Origin of the sequence: Rhodopseudomonas infernalis (assembly GCF_022271405.1) — a bacterium.
GTDB lineage: Bacteria > Pseudomonadota > Alphaproteobacteria > Rhizobiales > Xanthobacteraceae > Rhodopseudomonas > Rhodopseudomonas infernalis.
This window is the reverse complement of sequence record NZ_JAJNAL010000024.1, coordinates 37,729-54,247: the sequence shown is the minus strand read 5'-3', so window position 1 is coordinate 54,247 and position 16,519 is coordinate 37,729. Positions and strand designations below refer to the sequence as shown.

Genomic DNA, 16,519 nt, shown 5'->3' with positions numbered 1-16,519 from the left:
TGTTGCGTGAGCAGGAGCAGTTGAGATTTACGGCTCGGCCAGCCGCCGTTTACGCACTACTCATTGGGTTGAGATATTCATAAATAAGAAACTCTCGATCGCATAGCACCATGAGACAGATTCGAGCAAGCTCATCAGCCTGCAGCCCGTCGTCCCGGGTGGATAACCTGGCGAAGTTGCTGCGCGGTGGGCTGTTGTGTCTGCCGACCTGGCCGCTGACGGCCAGTCCGAGCTCCGCCTACCCATCCCGCTCCGTCACCGTGATTGTACCGTTCGCGGCCGGTGGCCCGACTGATAAAGTCGCAGTTATCATCACAGGGTATTTGGCGACCACACTCGGCCAACAATTCGTCATCGAGAACGTCGTCGGTGGCGGCGGCGGAACGACCGCGGCCCGCGGGATGCGCGCGACACCCGATCGCTACACGCTGACCACGGGCCAGATGGGAACGCACCGTAACGCGCCCGCGGTAATCCTGGTGATGACGAACCGGCAACTTCCGGTAGAAACCCTGCCCGAACTGCTCGCCTATCTCCGCCAGCATCCCAACACCAAGATGGTTCACGCCGGGGCCGGCTCGATTTCCTACGCCTCCTGCACATTGCCGGCTTCGATCGTGCAGCTTCAATCCGCCGACATAGCACTTCGGGGTAGCGGCCCCGCTTTGCGGGCTTTGCCCGATGGGCGGATCGATGACATGTGCGACCAGATCGTCAACTCGATCGACCGTGTTCGGACCGGCGAGCTGCGGGCGCTTGCCATTTCCGCCAATGCGCGAAACCCGTTTCTGCCTGACGTCCCCACCGCTGCAGAAGCTGGGGTTCCGGGCTTCGATATGACCGCGTGGCACGCGCTCTTCGCGCCCCAGAACACGCCCCCCGAGCTGATCGACCGTCTCAGCGCCGCACTCAGCGCGGCGCTCGACGATGCTGCGGTTCGTCAGCAATTCACGGACCTTGCCGGCGACATTGCGGTGGTCGAGCAGCGCGGCCGGGCAGCGCTCGACGACCTGATCCACGCGGAGGTCGCAAGTTGGAAGCCGCATTTGGAGCAGGCGCCGCTTTCGGACGGGCAGCGGGCGTGGCAATGAGCCAACCTCCCGCCTCGATCCGCCCCCAGCTGAAGCGCTCTCAAGTCGCGCTGCGTCTCGTCGCCTTGGCGCTGATCGTCTCGATCATCGGCACCAACTTGATCTTCCTCGGCAACCTGCGGGAAAACCTTCTCAAGACCGCCGAGTCGCACCTGCAGCGCTACAGCATGACGCTTGCCGAAGAAGCGGACCGATCGTTCAAGTCGCTGGACCTCGTGCTGTCGAGCATCAGCGACTATCTGGCCCGCCGCGGCGTCACCGACAGCGCGTCCTACCAGGAGACGATGTCGGATCACGTCACCCACATGATGCTGAAGGAAAAGGTCAGCGGGCTGCCCCAGGTCGAGGCCGTGACGATGATCGACCACACCGGCCAGCTGATCAATTTCTCCCGCTATTGGCCGATTCCTGCGGTGAACGTCGCCGACCGGGACTACTTCAAGGCGCTCAGCACCGACAGCAATCTGGAAAGCTACATCAGCATGCCGACGCGAAACCGCGGCTCCGGCACCTGGAACATCTACATTGCCCGCCGCCTCAACGATCCGAACGGCAATTTCATGGGATTGCTGCTCGGCGCGATGTCGCAGCAATATATCGAGAACTTCTTCGCCGCAACGGCGCTCGGCCCGGACACCAAGACCTCCCTGGTTCGGGCCGACGACGTGGTGCTCGCCAGCTACCCACATCTCGACAGCGCCGGCGAGCAGAAATCGACCAGCGGTCGGCGGGCGCTGGAGTCCGGCGGCAGCATCCGTGAAGCCATCAGCTCGGCCAGCGCCAAACCGGAGCTTCGCTCGTCCCGGATGCTGCCGAATTTTCCCGTGATGGTCACGGTCGCCTTGAGCGAAGAGAGCGCGCTGCAAAGCTGGCAGGACATGGCCGTGTTGCTCGTCGCGATGTCGGTCGTGAGCGCGTTGATCATCCTGACCGGGAGTATCGCGATCGCGCGGTGGTGGAACAAGCAGGCGGTCTACGCCGACGCGGCCGAAGTCGCCAGCGCCGCAAAATCGAGCTTCCTGGCGATGATGAGCCACGAGATCCGTACGCCGATGAACGCCGTGCTGGGACTCGCCAGCAATCTGCTCGACAGCAAGCTCGATCCCGCGCAGCGCCGCGCTGTGCTCGGCATTCACGACGCCGGCGACAGCCTGCTCGAGATCCTCGACGATATTCTGGACTTCTCCAAGCTGGAAGCCGGACGGCTGTCGTTCGAACTGATCCCGTTCTCGCCGCGTAAGGTCGCCGAGCATCCGCTGAGCGTCATCGGATCGCGAGCTGCCGCCAAGGGACTGACGATCCGCACCGTGTTCAGCGACGACCTGCCGCAAGCCTTGATCGGCGATCCGGGCCGGGTCCGGCAGGTGCTGCTCAACCTGATCTCCAACGCCGTGAAATTCACCCCGTCCGGCAGCATCGTCGTCGCAGCAGAATGCCTGGCGACCGATGGCACCACTGCGCGCGTGCAGTGGAGCGTGCGCGACACCGGGATCGGAATCGAGCCCGACAAGATCGAATCGCTGTTCAGCGACTTCGTGCAAGCCGATAGTTCAATCCGGCGCCGGTTCGGCGGTTCCGGCCTCGGTCTGGCGATCAGCCGTCGGCTGATCGAACAGATGGGCGGCAAGATCAGCGTGACGTCGACCCCTGGCCAAGGCTCGTCATTCGTGTTCACACTCGACATGCCAGTCGCCGCCGAGCTGCCGCGCGACCAGGATCCCGGAGCGCAATATGCCGAGCTGCACGCACGGATTGCGGCCGGCGGACGTCCGCTTCGCGTCCTCGTGGTCGACGACAATCCGACCAACCGCGCGGTCGCAGTTCAGATGCTCAGCGAGTTCGCGATCCAGACCAACACCGCTTGCGACGGCAGCGAAGCCGTGACGGCCGCGACGAGCTTCAGCTACGACGTCATCTTGATGGACATGCGAATGCCCGAAATGGACGGGCTCGAAGCCACGCGGGCGATCCGCGCCAAGGGCGGCGAGCTGTCGACCGTCCCGATCATCGCCTTCACGGCCAATGCCTTCGCGGAAGATCAGGCGGCCTGCAGCGCAGCCGGCATGAACGACCACATCGCCAAACCGGTGCGCAAGACCAAGCTGATCGAAGCGATCCTGCGTGCCTTGCCGCCGGCGCCGGCGCAAACCCACGCGACCCAGATGCTGGAGACGGCTGCAGCAGCCCAGCAGACCAGCAAGCAGACGGCCCCGGCTCCACGGGGAACGCAGGCCGGCCAGGGCCCGCGTCTCTACGTCGGAAAGCGAGCATTCGAACATCTGGCGGCCGAGATCGGCGAGGAAGCCACCCGCGACGTGCTCGCTGTGTTCATTCGCGACACCGAAGCCCGGCTGCAGCTGTTCGACACGCTCAGCATTCCGGCCGACTGCCGCAGGATCGAGCGTGAAGCTCATTCGCTGAAAAGCGCGGCCGGCACCTTTGGCCTGGACGCGCTTGCAAGCCTTGCGCGTGATCTCGAAGTCCGCGCGCTGGAACTCTCTCCGCGCGACTATGTCCAACTGGTCGGGGCTATCCAAGCAAGCTTCGCGGCTGCGCAACACGCTCCGGCCGGCGACGATCTGCTGGTCGAATACGCGGCTTAGAGCGCTTCATTGATCGAAGCGTCGCCGGCTTCTCAAATTCGGAGTCGTCATCTCGAGGTGCGCGCGTAACGCGCCTCGAAGGATGCAGCCAAGGCGCTCGGGGCTCGGCGGCGTTTCTATCGGAAGCAGAATTGCTGTTGTCTGAGCCGACAGCCGAACCAAGCAGGCGCCTGCGCTCATTCGACCCCAGCGCGGCGGATGCGGCTGGCGGACGCCGAGGGATTCCAAAGACCGTACCAGGCATCCAGAGCCTTCCGGCTCAGCGGAGGAGAAATTCCAAATCCCTGACCGATGTCGCAGCCGAGTTCCTCCAGGGCCCGCCAAGTATCGGCGTCTTCAATGCCCTCGGCGACGACTTTCATCTTATATTCGTGCGCGATCGCGACCGACGCCGCCACCACCTTCCGCATATCGGCATCCTTCAGGAAATCATTGACGAAGGAGCGATCGATCTTCAGTTCGCTGAACGGCATCCGCGCCAGCGCCGACAGCGACGAATAGCCGGTGCCGAAATCATCCATCGAGATCCCGACGCCCTTGATGCGGAGCCGCAGCAGCACGTCCATCGCCCGGCCGACGTCGGACATGGCGGTCGATTCCGTCACCTCGATCATCAGCGCGCGTGCTGGCAGGCCGGTTTCATCCAGCATCAGCTCGATCTGATCCAGGATGCCGACGTCGGTCAGCAGCGTTGCCGACAGATTGACCGCAACGACGAATGCAGGATCGACCGCCAGATAGTCGCGCGCCAGCCGCATCGACTCTCGCAGCATAACCAGCGTGATCGGCTTTATCGCGTCACTTGCCTCCGCGATCGGGATGAACAAATCCGGCCGCACGGCGCCGAAGATCGGACTGTCCCAGCGCGCCAGCGCCTCGCAACCGACCACGCGGCCGCTCGCCAGATCAACCTTGGGCTGGAACATCGCGTACAGTTCATTGCGGTCGACGCCGCGGCGCAAGTCGCCTGCGTTGATCGGACGCGAGCTGTCCTCGCTCGCCGGCTGTGCGGACGGCCGGCCGCCATCGAACGCCAGCGCTTCGCGCAGCGACGCCAGATCGATCGGCTTCGATAACGAAATCGCATCGACGATGCCCGTGGCGTGCGCCATCCGCACCGTCGCACTGAGAATGCGTTCGTCGCAGCCGCTGATCACAATGACACGCCGCGCGACGCCACTCGACGCGATCAGCCGCAACAATTCGATGCCGTCACGATCGCCAAGGGACAGATCGAGAGTGTAGCAATCGAAAGAGTGCGCCGCGATCAGATCGGCTGCCGCCTGATACGAGTCGGCGAAAACCGGCTGATAGCCCAGCCGGCGGCAGACGCCGCTGATCACCGCGCCCTGAACCGGGTCGTCATCCACGACGAGGATTTGCCGCCTCGGTCGCTTCTCGTTGGCATCTGTCATCGGCATATCCACGGTCTCACGAGTCCCGCTCGACGCTGGACCGGTCCGCAACATGCTACTCGCTTCTGCTGAACGAACTATTCCGAAAATCACGGATACGACCCGATGTCGGAGCGATGGTTAGCTTTCCGTCGTGCCGGTTCACGAAGCGCGATCGTCGCGGCTCATCGGCCGTCCGGACCTGCTTTTGGTCTGGAGAAACCGGACATTGATTTCAGAGCCGTTGACCCGGATCAGTTCGCAGCGACGATACGCAAGCCCGGTCGACGACAGCAGCAGGAAGAACTCCTTGAGGTTGAGCCCTTCGATCGAGCCCTCGAGCTCGAGCTCGGCCTCGCTGTTCGACACGGATTTGAGCACGCAGCTGCGCCGCCACGTGCCATCGATCCCCATGATCCACACAGGGTAGCCACGTCCGAACGCTACACGGTCGGTACCGACAGTTTCCTCGGACACCCCGAACGCTCCATCAGCGGCCAAGGACGCCCGCCGGCTTCAGGCCACCGGCAAGGCCTGGCGCCGCGGCAGAACTCACGTTCGGCAAATAGACGCCGCGGCGCTTGGGACAGACCCTGTAGCTGTCGGTGAGACCCACCACCGTCTCGGCCGCGCCGAGAAACAGATAGCCGTCCGGTTCGTTGGCCTTCATCAGACGATTGAAGATGTCCGATTTGGTGGCCTGGTCGAAGTAGATCAGCACGTTGCGACAGAAGATGACGTCGAACTTGCCAAGTGCCGCGAACTCCTGCAGCAGGTTGAACTGCCGGAACTGCACCATCCCGCGCACATCCGGATTGAGCTGCCACATCATCCCGTCCTGCTTGAAATACTTGACGAGAAACTGGATCGGCAGGCCGCGCTGAACTTCGAACTGCGTGTAGAGACCGCTGCGCGATTTTTCCAGCACCTCGGGCGACAAATCGGTCGCGACGATTTCGACGCGCCAGCCGCTGAGGTCAGCCGCCCTCTCCTTCAGCAGCATCGCCAGCGAATACGGCTCCTGCCCGGTCGACGACGCCGCGCACCAGATCCGCAAGCTACGCCGTCCGGAGCGCGCCTTGATCAGTTCCGGAAGCACGCTGTCCTTGAAATGATCGAACGGCGTCTTGTCGCGGAAGAAGAAGGTCTCATTGGTGGTCATCGCCTCCACCACGTCGTGGATGAGCTTTTCCGAGCCACCCTTCATCTTCTGGACGAGTTCGCTGATGCCCGGCACGCCGATCTTGCGCGCGAGTGGCAGCAGCCGGCTCTCCAACAGATATTTCTTGTCGGCGGACAGCATCAGCCCGGAGCGGTCCTTCAGCACCTTCTGCAGATAGTCGTAGTCGAGCGGGGTCATGGGATCCTTCCAGGCACGGTCGCGCACGGCGGATTGCGGTGAAGGACGACCCGTCGGGCTGCGCTCGGCGTCAGGACGTTGACCTCACCCTGCCATCGCGCGAACCGCCGTTCCGGCGCAAGCGCCGGCGCGATGGATAGGTCCAGCCGCTCGGCCGGTTCCGCGGTGCAGATCGACGTCGTCAATCCTAGAGCGCCTTCCTCGACTTTCCGGCGGCGGCCCAAGGGACCGCTCCGACCCGGAACTCACCTCCATTCGCTGTAGCCGCGACAGACCTTCACTCTCGTTAATTTTGCGCCTCGTAGTCGTACCAGCGTACTTCCAACAGGCGCGCAGCAGCACGTTCGCGGACATCGCCGCTCGCATTTCTGGCGAACGCCTCATTTTTCGAATATTCGATTGATCGAACGTAGTGTTCGGCTGCGCTCGCCCAGCCGGTGGACGAACCTGCCGAACTCACCTGGCGAAATGCGACTTTAGTTGCGCTCGAAGCGCGGACCGCAGACCTCGCCCCAGGAATGGACGATGGGCAGACCGGCGACGTTGCTGCGCAGATTGGCGAGCGAGATGCGCAGCGCCGCGAGATCGATCGGTTTGGGGAAGCTCTGCAGCAGATCCATGCCGAGCGACTTGGCGAGCGCCCGGGAACCGCGGCGACGCTCGGAATTCATGCCGCTGATCACGATCAGCGGCCCGGCATATTGCGCGTCCGCCATGGCGCGCATCACATCGGCGCCGTCGCCATCGTCGAGCTTCAGATCGAGCGTGATGCAGTCGAACGGACGCTCACGGATCAGCGCGATGCCTTCGGCACAGGAGGCCGCAGGGGTGGTGGCAAAGCCGGCCTTCTCGGCGGCGCCGGCGATCAGCATCCGCTGAACCGGGTCGTCATCCACCACCAGCAGGTTCAGCAATCCGAGCAGCCGGTCGCCGGCGGTTTCCGGCGGCCCGGTATTTTCGTCGCGCGTCGGCATCGGCCCGCTCCTTTCAGTGAGGTTGCGGATGCAGGATTAGCGCGCGGCCGGGGAAGCGACCGTTAATTCAGCACGGCGCCGGGGACGCCGGGCCGTGCGCATTATTCCGTGGTTGACCACGCCTTATCGGCGCGGCGACAATTCAACCGATGCGGCTCAGCTGGGCCAGCGCCAATCGCGGACTTCCGGCAGATCGTCGCCATGCTCGGCGATGTACAGCTTGTGCCGCTGCATGGTCGACCAGTACCGCGCCGTCGCGGCCTCGACTTCACCGGCCAGACGCGGAATCCGCCGGATCGCATCCAGCGCCAGGCGGTAACGGTCCAGATCGTTCAGCACCACCATGTCGAACGGTGTAGTGGTACTCCCCTCCTCCTTGTAGCCGCGGACATGGATGTTGAAGTGATTGCGCCGGCGATAGGTCAGCCGGTGGATCAGCCATGGATAGCCGTGGAAGGCGAAGATCACCGGCTTGTCGGTGGTGAACATCTCGTCGAAACGGCGATCGTCGAAGCCGTGCGGATGCTCGGAGCTCGGCTGCAGCACCGTCAGGTCGACGACGTTGACGACGCGAATCCGGATGTCCGGCACGTAGTCGCGCAGCAGCGTGACGGCCGCCAGCGTCTCGACGGTCGGCACGTCGCCGGCGCAGGCCATCACCACGTCGGGATCGCCGTCATCGTTGCTGGCCCATTCCCACACCCCGGCGCCCGCCGAGCAGTGGCGGACCGCGTCGTCCATCTCGAGCCACTGCCATTCCGGCTGCTTGCCCGCCACGATGACGTTGACATAGTTGCGGCTACGCAGGCAGTGATCCGCCACCGACAGCAGCGTATTGGCGTCCGGCGGCAGATAGACGCGGACGACGCTCGCCTTCTTGTTCAGGACATGATCGATGAAACCGGGGTCCTGATGCGAGAAGCCGTTGTGATCCTGGCGCCAGACATGCGACGTCAGTAGATAGTTCAGCGAGGCGATCGGCCGCCGCCACGGGATTGCCGCGCACGCCTTCAGCCATTTGGCGTGCTGGTTGAACATCGAATCGATGATGTGGATGAAGGCCTCGTAGCACGAGAACAGGCCGTGACGGCCGGTCAGCAGATAGCCTTCGAGCCAGCCCTGGCACAGATGCTCGCTCAGCACCTCCATCACCCGGCCGTCGGGGCCGAGCGCGACATCGACGCTCTCGATGTCCGCCATCCACTCCTTGTCGGTGACCTCGAGCACGCCATCGAGGCGATTGGAGGCGGTCTCGTCGGGGCCGAACAGACGGAAGTTCTGGGCCTCGAGGTTGTCGCGCATCACGTCGCGGAGATAGCTGCCGAGCACGCGGGTGGCCTCGGCCTTGACGGCACCAGGCGCAGGCAGCGCCACCGCGTAGTCGCGGAAGTCCGGCAGCGACAGCGGCTGCAGCAGTTCGCCGCCATTGGCGTGCGGATTGGCGCTCATCCGGCGATGGCCGGTCGGCGCCAGCGCCGCGAGGTCGTCGCGGAAGCGGCCGTTCGCATCGAACAGTTCGTCGGGCCGGTAGCTGCGCAGCCAGTCTTCCAGCAGCTTGATGTGTTCGGGATTCTTGAAATCGGCGATCGGCACCTGATGGGCTCGCCAGGTGCCTTCCATCGGTTTGCCGTCGACCTGCTTCGGCCCTGTCCAGCCCTTCGGCGTCCGCATGACGATCATCGGCCAGCGCGGCCGCACCGTGACACCTTCATGCCGCGCTGCCGCCTGGATCGCCCGGATATCGGTCAGCGCCTTTTCCAAGGCCGCAGCGAGCGCGTGATGCACGATCGCCGGGTCGTCACCCTCGACGACGATCGGCTCGTAGCCGTAGCCGCGCATCAATTCGGTCAGTTCCTGACGGCTGATCCGTGCCAGCACCGTGGGATTGGCGATCTTGAACCCGTTGAGATGCAGGATCGGCAGCACCGCGCCGTCGCGGGCCGGATTGAGAAATTTGTTGGAGTGCCAGCTCGTCGCCAGCGCGCCGGTTTCGGCCTCACCGTCGCCGATGACGCAGGCGACGATCAGTTCGGGATTGTCGAACGCCGCGCCATACGCATGCGCCAGCGAGTAACCGAGCTCGCCGCCTTCATGGATCGAGCCGGGCGTCTCCGGCGACACATGGCTCGGCACGCCGCCCGGCCAGGAGAACTGCCGGAACAGCCGCTGCAGGCCGTTGGTGTTCCGCTCGATCGCCGGATAGCGCTCGGAGTAGGATCCTTCGAGATAGGAATTCGCCACCAGCCCGGGGCCGCCATGACCGGGACCGATGATGTAGATCATATTGAGATTGTAAGCGGTGATGATCCGGTTGAGATGCACGTAGAGCAGGTTCAGCCCCGGTGTCGTACCCCAATGGCCGAGCAGCCGCGGCTTGAGGTGCTCGAGCCGGAGCGGCTCCTGCAGCAGCGGGTTGTCCTGCAGATAGATCTGCCCGACGGACAAGTAGTTCGCGGCACGCCAATAGGCGTCCATCTTCTGCATCAGTTCATTGGACAACACGGCCGTCATCGATCTCTCCGCTTCTGCATTCAACATCGTCGGCGCACGTGAGCGCCGCCGACCTTCGGCTGATCCGGTCTGCCGCGTCCGACTCCGCGGCGGCAAGTGTCAGTCTGTCCTGACATTGCCGCATGCGAACGGGACGCAGTGCAAGGCCCGGACCATACCGGAGATGGTCGGTCACTGGATTGTTGAGATTACGGCGATGAAACCATGATGACAGTGTTTGACGCAGATCAACCGTCACGCCGCATCTGGTTGATTGGGATCAATGTGTTTGACCTTCAACCACGGAAGATGCCGCGCGTTCGCGCAGCGGAACTTCAGAGGTCACTCATGTCTGAGTCCCAGCTCCGTCAAAACATCCTTGACGAGTTCGAGTTCGATCCCAGCTTCAACAGCGGACACATCCATGTCGCTGTCGAGCGCGACATCGTGATCCTCACCGGTCACGTCATCAGCTACGCCGAGAAGCTCGCGGCGATCGCGGCGACGCGTCGCGTCAAAGGCGTGCATGCGATCTCGGAGCACATCGAGGTTCGCTACCCTTTCACCCGGACGGCAGACGACCGCATCGCGCAACGCGCGGCCGATATTCTCGACTGGAACGTATTGGTTCCGGCGGGCTCGATCGACGTACAGGTCGAGGACGGCTGGCTGACGCTGAGCGGCAGGGTCGACTGGCACTACGAGCGCGCCGCCGCCGAGGACGACGTCCGCAAGCTGGTGGGCGTTGTCGGCGTCACCAACAACATCGTCATCAACAATCCGCTCGGCGATCACGCGTGTATCAGAGCCTGCCTGGAGTCCGCACTCGAACGTCACGCCGAGATCGCCTCGAAGGGCATCCGCGTCACGGTGACGAACGGCAACATGGTGGTACTCGAAGGCCGCGTCGATACCTGGGACGAGCGTCGCGCCGTCCAAAACGCCGCCTGGTCGACACCAGGCGTTGCCGCGGTCGACGACCGGCTGATGATCAACTGATCATCGACGCTGCTCGGACCCGACCTGTCTGATCCGACTCCGTAGATCCCACTCCGTAGATCCGACTCCCAAGATCCGACTTTCAACGCCGTCATTGCAAGGAGCGAAGCGACGAAGCCCTCCAGCGCCGTGCTCGGCGCTCGATTGCTTCGCTTCGCTCGCAATGACGGGGTGAGGCTTTCGCTTCGGGCGATCAAATCAGAAGATCAAATTTCGTCACGGCTGCCCTGCACGTTCGCAGGCTTGCCGGAACGCGTCTGCCGAAGCGCGGAGTCGCGGACGATGGTGACGGTGCAGCCTGCTTCGCTTGCGACTTTCGCCGAGACGCTGCCGCCGAGGGTGCGCAGCATCGAATTGCGGCGGGCACCGATCAGGATGTGATCGACCCGGCTGGCCTGGGCGAATTCGAGAATGGCCGAGGCCGGATCGACGGCTTCGAGCACATGCGCGGTCAGCCGATCCTCGGAGAGCTTGAGCGGCTCCGCCCAGTGCCGTAGCGCGACCAGGCGATCGACATGCTTGTTGTGGCCGTGCTCGTCGAGCGTCCGGTCGATCGTCATCCGCCCGAGCTTCAGCACGTTGAGGCAGGCGAGCCGCGCCGAGGGCAACGTCGCCAGAATGCGGCCGGCGGTGACCCGCAGTTCGTCGTTCAGTGCTACCGAGCCGTCAGTGAGGTCGATCGCGACTGCGACGATCGGCGCGGAGGCAAGATGCGCGGCGAGTGTCTCTCGACGTGGCTGCGTCAGCTCCTTGTTGAAGCGCCGACGCAACACCGTGCGCAGCGCATCGCGCTTCAGCTTCTCCGATCGCGTGGTGAGCTTGACCTCGCTCGGATGCGTGAGGTCGAACACCAATTGCGCCGCGGTCGGATAGCGCCACTCCGGCTGGATTTCCAGACAGCGCAGCACAACCTCCTGCAACCACGGTGGATAGTCCGGCCGCAATTTGCGCGGGGGCACCGGATCTCGCCACAGCCGCCGGCGCATGCCGTACATCGTCTCGGTTTCTCCGAACGGACGGATGCCGGTGGTGAAGAAGTACAACAGCACGCCGAGCCCGAACAGATCGCTGCGCGGATCGTTGCGCACGCCGAGCAGTCGCTCCGGCGCCATATAGGGCGCGGTGCCGAACGGCAGCCGAAACTCCTCCTGCATCAAATCGGGAAGCTGATCGCTGCAGGCGAGCCCCATGTCGAGCATCACCGCCTCGCCGCTCGGACGAAACATGATGTTGCTCGGCTTGATGTCGTGATGGATGACGTGCTGACGATGCAGGTCGGCCACTGCGGTGGCGATCTTTGCGGCGATCGCGATCGCCTCGTCATAAGGCAGCGGAAGGTCCGGCAAGCGCCCCAGCAGCGGCTCGCCGGCGATCCGCTCCATCACGATGTAGGGGTGGGTCGAGAAATCGGCGAGCGCAACGAATTGCGGAACGTGCGGCCCGTGTAGCCGCGGCATCAGCATCTGCTCCATCTCGAAGCTGACGATCGCGGCCGGGTCCTCGCCCTCGCCGGTCCGCGGAATCTTCATCACCATCGGCATCGGATTGTCGTCACGATGGACGGCGAACAACGACGCCATGCCGCCGCGATGTAACGCGCCCTCGATGATGTAGCCGTCGACGCTGCTGCCGGGCTCGAACGAGGGTGTATCCATGGTCTTCAACGCCCCACGAGCAGCCGCTCGGCGAGCCAGACCGGCAGGCCGTTATCGCGGATCCGCCGCGCCGCACCCTCGACGTCGTAGGGCACGCGGCAATAGGTCAGTTCGTGCTTGGCCGTGTCGTACAGCGCATAGGCCGCAGCGGGGTTGCCGTCACGCGGCTGGCCGACTGAGCCCAGCACGGCGAGCCATTGCCGACCGGGCAGCAGGTGCACCGGAACGTCCGAAGTCGGCACGAAGGTGGTCATTTTGCCGGTGACGGAGAGCGAATACAGTGCCGGCTTGTGGACGTGGCCGCAGAACGTCACATGGGCCGCGACGGATTGCATGCTGCGCGAGGCGACCGACGTGTCGGTGACATAAATCCAGCCCTCAGGCCGCGCCGCCTCGGAATGGACGAACAGCAGATTGCTGTCCTCCTGCTTCATCGGCAGGTCGGCGAGAAACCGGCGCTGGTTGACGTCGAGCTGACCGCGCGTCCACTCCATCGCCGCTTCGGCTTCGGCATTCATCTGCACCTTGGGATTGCCGACCGCACTGTCGTGATTGCCCATCACCGCCAGGGCACCGTCTCCAACCAATTCGATCACGGTATTGACGACCCAGTCGGGATCGGCGCCGTAGCCGACATAGTCACCGAGCAGGACGATCTTCTCGGCGCCCGCCTCGCGGGCCTGAGCCAGGCAGGTCGTGAAGGCCTGCCTGTTGGCGTGAATGTCGGCGAAAATCGCAAGCAGCAAGTTCACCTCCCGATGTCTGATCCGCTTTGCGAGCGGACGTCGTTTGTTGGCGGTGCGACGGCTGAAGTCTCACGTCTCACTGCGTCGGGGCGCGATCAAGACAGGCCGAAGCCATTCGAACACACCCACCTGTCTCTGATCCATCGCAAGCCCGACGCGCTCCTTGATCTGGCGCAATGGGACACAGAACCGAGCTGAGTATATCAGCAAAACAGTCGCGTTGGAGGCACCCATGACTGCATCCGGCCATCTGAAGTCCAACAACGCGCCCGCAATCGATGCCGTCGCCGATATCGTCCGGCAGTGGGAAGAAATCACCGGCAGTCCGGCTGAGCTCCAAGCGTTCGGACGCGCGATGGCCAATATGGTGAGAGATCTCGGGCTGTCTCCGGACGAGGTGCGAGCGCTCGCGTCCAAGGGCAGCAGCGCCAAAGAATTGCCCTGCCTGCTCGACGCGCTGCGCATCAGCATTTGCGCGCTCGCCGAAAAAGACCCGATGCTGCTCAACGATCTGCGGCGCACCTGCGCGATCTGCGAGCACAAACAGGAATGCGACGCCGACATCGCCGCCGGCACGCTGGTGCCGGCCTATCAAACGTATTGCCTGAACGTCGACGCGATCGACGCACTTCAACACGACAGCAACTTCACCGCGAAGCCCTGACCACACCGCGATGGCGCATGCCCGCGGGAGGCCAAGCGGCCGACCAACTACCAAAGCACCGTTTTGTTTGATCTGCGTCAATAATCATTGACACTACGTGTGTCATCAGTTCTTGACAATCACGGGAGAAATGTAAGTGCGCATCCTTCTCATTCACCCGAATTATCATTCCGGTGGCGCCGAAATCGCGGGCCATTGGCCGCCGGCCTGGGCCCCTTATCTGGCGGGCGCGCTGAAAGCCAACGGATTTACCGACCTCAAGTTCATCGACGCGATGACCGAGGATACGTCGGACGAGAATCTCGCCAAGGTCATTGCCGATTACAATCCCGACATGGTCGGCACGACCTCGATCACGCCCTCGATCTATAAGGCCGAAGAGGCCTTGAAGATCGCCAAGCAGGTCAATCCCAAGATCGTCACCGTGCTCGGCGGCGTCCACGCGACCTTCATGTACCAGCAGGTGCTGAGCGAGGCGCCCTGGGTCGACGTGATCGTGCGCGGCGAAGGCGAAGAGATCGTCGTCGATCTGGCACGCGCGATCGATTCCGGCCAGTGGCCCGCCAACCGCGACTCGATCAAGGGCCTCGCTTACACCGACGGTCTGAACGGCGAGAGCAAGATCGTCGCCACGCAGGCCGCGCCGACGGTGAAGGATCTCGACGCCATCAGCCCGGACTGGAGCATCCTCGACTGGTCGCTCTACAAGTACATCCCGATGAACACCCGGGTCGCGATCCCCAACATGGCGCGCGGCTGCCCGTTCACCTGTTCGTTCTGTTCGCAGTGGAAGTTCTGGCGCGACTACCGCGTCCGCGACCCCAAGAAGGTGGTCGACGAGATCGAAGAGCTGGTGAACAAGTATCAGGTCGGCTTCTTCATCCTGGCCGACGAAGAGCCCACCATCAACCGCAAGAAGTTCATTCAGTTCTGCGAAGAGCTGATCGCCCGCGGGTTGAACAAGAAGGTGCAGTGGGGCATCAACACCCGCGTCACCGACATTCTGCGCGACGAGCAGCTGCTGAAATTCTACAACGAAGCCGGCCTGATGCACGTCTCGCTCGGCACCGAAGCCGCGGCGCAGCTCAAGCTCGACCTCTTCAATAAAGAGACCAAGATCTCCGACAACAAGAAGGCGATCCGCTTGCTGCGCGAAGCCGGCATCGTCGTCGAAGCCCAGTTCATCGTCGGCCTCGACTCCGAGACCCCCGAGACGCTGGAAGAAACCTACCGCATGGCGATGGACTGGAAGCCGGACCTCGCCAACTGGTCGATGTACACGCCGTGGCCGTTCACGCCGTTGTTCAAGGAACTCAGCGACAAGGTCGAGGTGTTCGACTTCGACAAGTACAACTTCGTCACGCCGATCCTGAAGCCGGCGGCGATGGAGCGCGCCGAGTTGCTCGACCGGGTGATGAACAATTATCGCCGGTTCTACATGTACAAGGCGTTCTTCTCCTATCCCTGGTCGGGATCGGGGCGCCGGCGGCGCTACCTGCTGGGTTGTCTGAAGGCGTTCCTGAAGGCCGGCTTCGAGCGAAAATTCTACGACCTCGGACGCGTCGGTTATTGGGGTCCGCAGTCGAAGAAGAAAGTCGACTTCCATTTCGACGACAAGCGCAAGATCTCGCACGCGCAGATGGCCGATTGGGAAGCCAATGCCGACCGCTCGCGGAAATCGGCGGCATCGCAGATGGCCATCGTCTCGGCTTGCGGCGGCGGCTCCGAGCAGATGACGGAACCGACCAACTGCGAAGTTGCCAAAGAGACTCTGGCAGAGACCGTTTCCAGCCGCATGGTGGGCAGCGCAAATGACGCAGGTTCGCTCACCCGCCACTAATGGGGAGTTGCATGCGGCGGTGTCCGAGATCGGACCCAATGCCGTCATTCAACTGATCCACGCCCTCGACGCGGCCGGTCTCGAACCGGCCGCCGCAGAGATCTTCGCCGAGGCTGCGGCGAGCGACTGGCTCGCCCATCCGCCGAGCGCGATGGTCGACGAACGCCCGGTGGCCGCCATCCACCAGGCAGTCCGCAGGGTGCTGCCGCCGCCGCAAGCGGCGGCGATCCTGGCCGACGCCGGGCTGCGCACCGGTGACTACATCCTCGCCAACCGGATTCCAAAGCTGGCGCAGGCGGTGCTGAAACTCCTGCCGGCGTCGCTGGCCTCCAAGATGCTGACCAAGGCGATCTCCGCCCACGCCTGGACGTTCGCGGGGTCGGGCCGGTTCTCGGCGCAGACCGGCAAGACCGTAACGTTCGAGATCGCCCACAACCCGCTCTGCGCCGGCGAACATGCCGATCACCACGTCTGCGTCTGGCACGCCTCCGTATTTCAACGGCTGTTTCAGGCGCTGGTCTCGCCCTATACCCGGGTGACCGAAACCACATGCGGAGCGCGCGGCGACGACTGCTGCCGCTTCGTCGCGGACTGGACCACGATCCCGGACGCCGCAAACATTTACGCCAGCCGCCGATCAACGCCGATCCCCGGCAGTTCCGAAACCATTTCCGCGCGTTGATCCGCGGGCGATATGAGAGAC

General features: G+C 63.6%; 13 protein-coding genes. 6 read left to right on the top strand and 7 right to left on the bottom strand.

Going from position 1 to position 16,519, the window contains the following annotated elements; genetic code table 11:
- Window positions 1–158: 158 nt before the first annotated feature.
- Together LPW26_RS16495 and LPW26_RS16490 are read left to right on the top strand one after the other, a co-directional pair.
- On the top strand, window positions 159–1,091 hold the full coding sequence (locus LPW26_RS16495; RefSeq protein WP_238736566.1) for a tripartite tricarboxylate transporter substrate-binding protein: 933 nt from the start codon (window positions 159–161) through the stop codon (window positions 1,089–1,091).
- The gene (locus LPW26_RS16490; RefSeq protein ID WP_238736565.1) at window positions 1,088–3,694 is read left to right on the top strand and encodes a hybrid sensor histidine kinase/response regulator; all 2,607 of its coding nucleotides are present in this window, start codon (window positions 1,088–1,090) and stop codon (window positions 3,692–3,694) included. Before LPW26_RS16495 ends, LPW26_RS16490 begins: the two co-directional genes overlap by 4 nt.
- A 176-nt stretch (window positions 3,695–3,870) precedes the next feature.
- Here the strand turns inward: LPW26_RS16490 and LPW26_RS16485 are convergent, their stop codons facing one another.
- From LPW26_RS16485 to LPW26_RS16465, 5 genes are all read right to left on the bottom strand, one after another.
- Window positions 3,871–5,109: an EAL domain-containing response regulator gene (locus tag LPW26_RS16485; protein WP_238736564.1), complete on the bottom strand. Its 1,239-nt coding sequence runs from the start codon at window positions 5,107–5,109 to the stop codon at window positions 3,871–3,873.
- 141 nt (window positions 5,110–5,250) lie between these two features.
- On the bottom strand, window positions 5,251–5,565 hold the full coding sequence (locus tag LPW26_RS16480; RefSeq protein WP_238736563.1) for a PilZ domain-containing protein: 315 nt from the start codon (window positions 5,563–5,565) through the stop codon (window positions 5,251–5,253).
- Window positions 5,566–5,578: 13 nt separating this feature from the next.
- Complete coding sequence (locus LPW26_RS16475) at window positions 5,579–6,448, bottom strand: CheR family methyltransferase (RefSeq protein ID WP_238736562.1); 870 nt, start codon at window positions 6,446–6,448, stop codon at window positions 5,579–5,581.
- A gap of 476 nt (window positions 6,449–6,924) precedes the next feature.
- The gene (locus LPW26_RS16470) at window positions 6,925–7,422 is read right to left on the bottom strand and encodes a response regulator (RefSeq protein ID WP_238736561.1); all 498 of its coding nucleotides are present in this window, start codon (window positions 7,420–7,422) and stop codon (window positions 6,925–6,927) included.
- A 156-nt stretch (window positions 7,423–7,578) separates the two neighbouring features.
- Window positions 7,579–9,960 carry a phosphoketolase family protein gene (locus LPW26_RS16465; RefSeq protein ID WP_263859007.1) on the bottom strand — a complete coding sequence of 794 codons (2,382 nt, stop codon included), beginning with the start codon at window positions 9,958–9,960 and terminating at the stop codon, window positions 7,579–7,581.
- A 300-nt stretch (window positions 9,961–10,260) separates the two neighbouring features.
- Here LPW26_RS16465 and LPW26_RS16460 point away from each other — a divergent pair, with 300 nt between their 5' ends.
- Entirely contained in the window at window positions 10,261–10,911 is a 651-nt protein-coding gene (locus LPW26_RS16460) for a BON domain-containing protein (protein WP_238736559.1), read from the top strand.
- A gap of 206 nt (window positions 10,912–11,117) precedes the next feature.
- Here LPW26_RS16460 and LPW26_RS16455 read toward each other — a convergent pair whose 3' ends face one another.
- Complete coding sequence (locus LPW26_RS16455; protein ID WP_238736558.1) at window positions 11,118–12,566, bottom strand: serine/threonine protein kinase; 1,449 nt, start codon at window positions 12,564–12,566, stop codon at window positions 11,118–11,120.
- Window positions 12,567–12,571: 5 nt separating this feature from the next.
- Window positions 12,572–13,312 (bottom strand): metallophosphoesterase family protein, encoded by a 741-nt coding sequence (locus LPW26_RS16450; RefSeq protein WP_238736557.1) that lies wholly within the window; start codon window positions 13,310–13,312, stop codon window positions 12,572–12,574.
- A 232-nt stretch (window positions 13,313–13,544) separates the two neighbouring features.
- Between LPW26_RS16450 and LPW26_RS16445 the strand changes: the two genes are divergently transcribed.
- From LPW26_RS16445 to bchJ, 3 genes are all read left to right on the top strand, one after another.
- Window positions 13,545–13,976 (top strand): hypothetical protein, encoded by a 432-nt coding sequence (locus LPW26_RS16445; RefSeq protein ID WP_319942183.1) that lies wholly within the window; start codon window positions 13,545–13,547, stop codon window positions 13,974–13,976.
- A 136-nt stretch (window positions 13,977–14,112) separates the two neighbouring features.
- Window positions 14,113–15,816 (top strand): magnesium-protoporphyrin IX monomethyl ester anaerobic oxidative cyclase, encoded by a 1,704-nt coding sequence (bchE, locus tag LPW26_RS16440; RefSeq protein ID WP_238736555.1) that lies wholly within the window; start codon window positions 14,113–14,115, stop codon window positions 15,814–15,816.
- A complete protein-coding gene (gene bchJ, locus LPW26_RS16435) occupies window positions 15,788–16,498 on the top strand; it encodes a bacteriochlorophyll 4-vinyl reductase (protein ID WP_249785235.1) in 711 nt (236 codons plus the stop codon). Before bchE ends, bchJ begins: the two co-directional genes overlap by 29 nt.
- Window positions 16,499–16,519 lie beyond the last annotated feature (21 nt).

Bases quoted from the DNA above. Each gene is read 5' to 3' on its own strand.
- LPW26_RS16470 (WP_238736561.1), bottom strand. From the start codon at position 7,422: ATGCCGACGCGCGACGAAAATACCGGGCCGCCGGAAACCGCCGGCGAC.
- LPW26_RS16465 (WP_263859007.1), bottom strand. From the start codon at position 9,960: ATGTTGAATGCAGAAGCGGAGAGATCGATGACGGCCGTGTTGTCCAAT.
- LPW26_RS16490 (WP_238736565.1), top strand. From the start codon at position 1,088: ATGAGCCAACCTCCCGCCTCGATCCGCCCCCAGCTGAAGCGCTCTCAA.
- LPW26_RS16455 (WP_238736558.1), bottom strand. From the start codon at position 12,566: ATGGATACACCCTCGTTCGAGCCCGGCAGCAGCGTCGACGGCTACATC.
- LPW26_RS16445 (WP_319942183.1), top strand. From the start codon at position 13,545: ATGACTGCATCCGGCCATCTGAAGTCCAACAACGCGCCCGCAATCGAT.
- LPW26_RS16460 (WP_238736559.1), top strand. From the start codon at position 10,261: ATGTCTGAGTCCCAGCTCCGTCAAAACATCCTTGACGAGTTCGAGTTC.
- LPW26_RS16475 (WP_238736562.1), bottom strand. From the start codon at position 6,448: ATGACCCCGCTCGACTACGACTATCTGCAGAAGGTGCTGAAGGACCGC.
- LPW26_RS16485 (WP_238736564.1), bottom strand. From the start codon at position 5,109: ATGACAGATGCCAACGAGAAGCGACCGAGGCGGCAAATCCTCGTCGTG.
- bchJ (WP_249785235.1), top strand. From the start codon at position 15,788: ATGACGCAGGTTCGCTCACCCGCCACTAATGGGGAGTTGCATGCGGCG.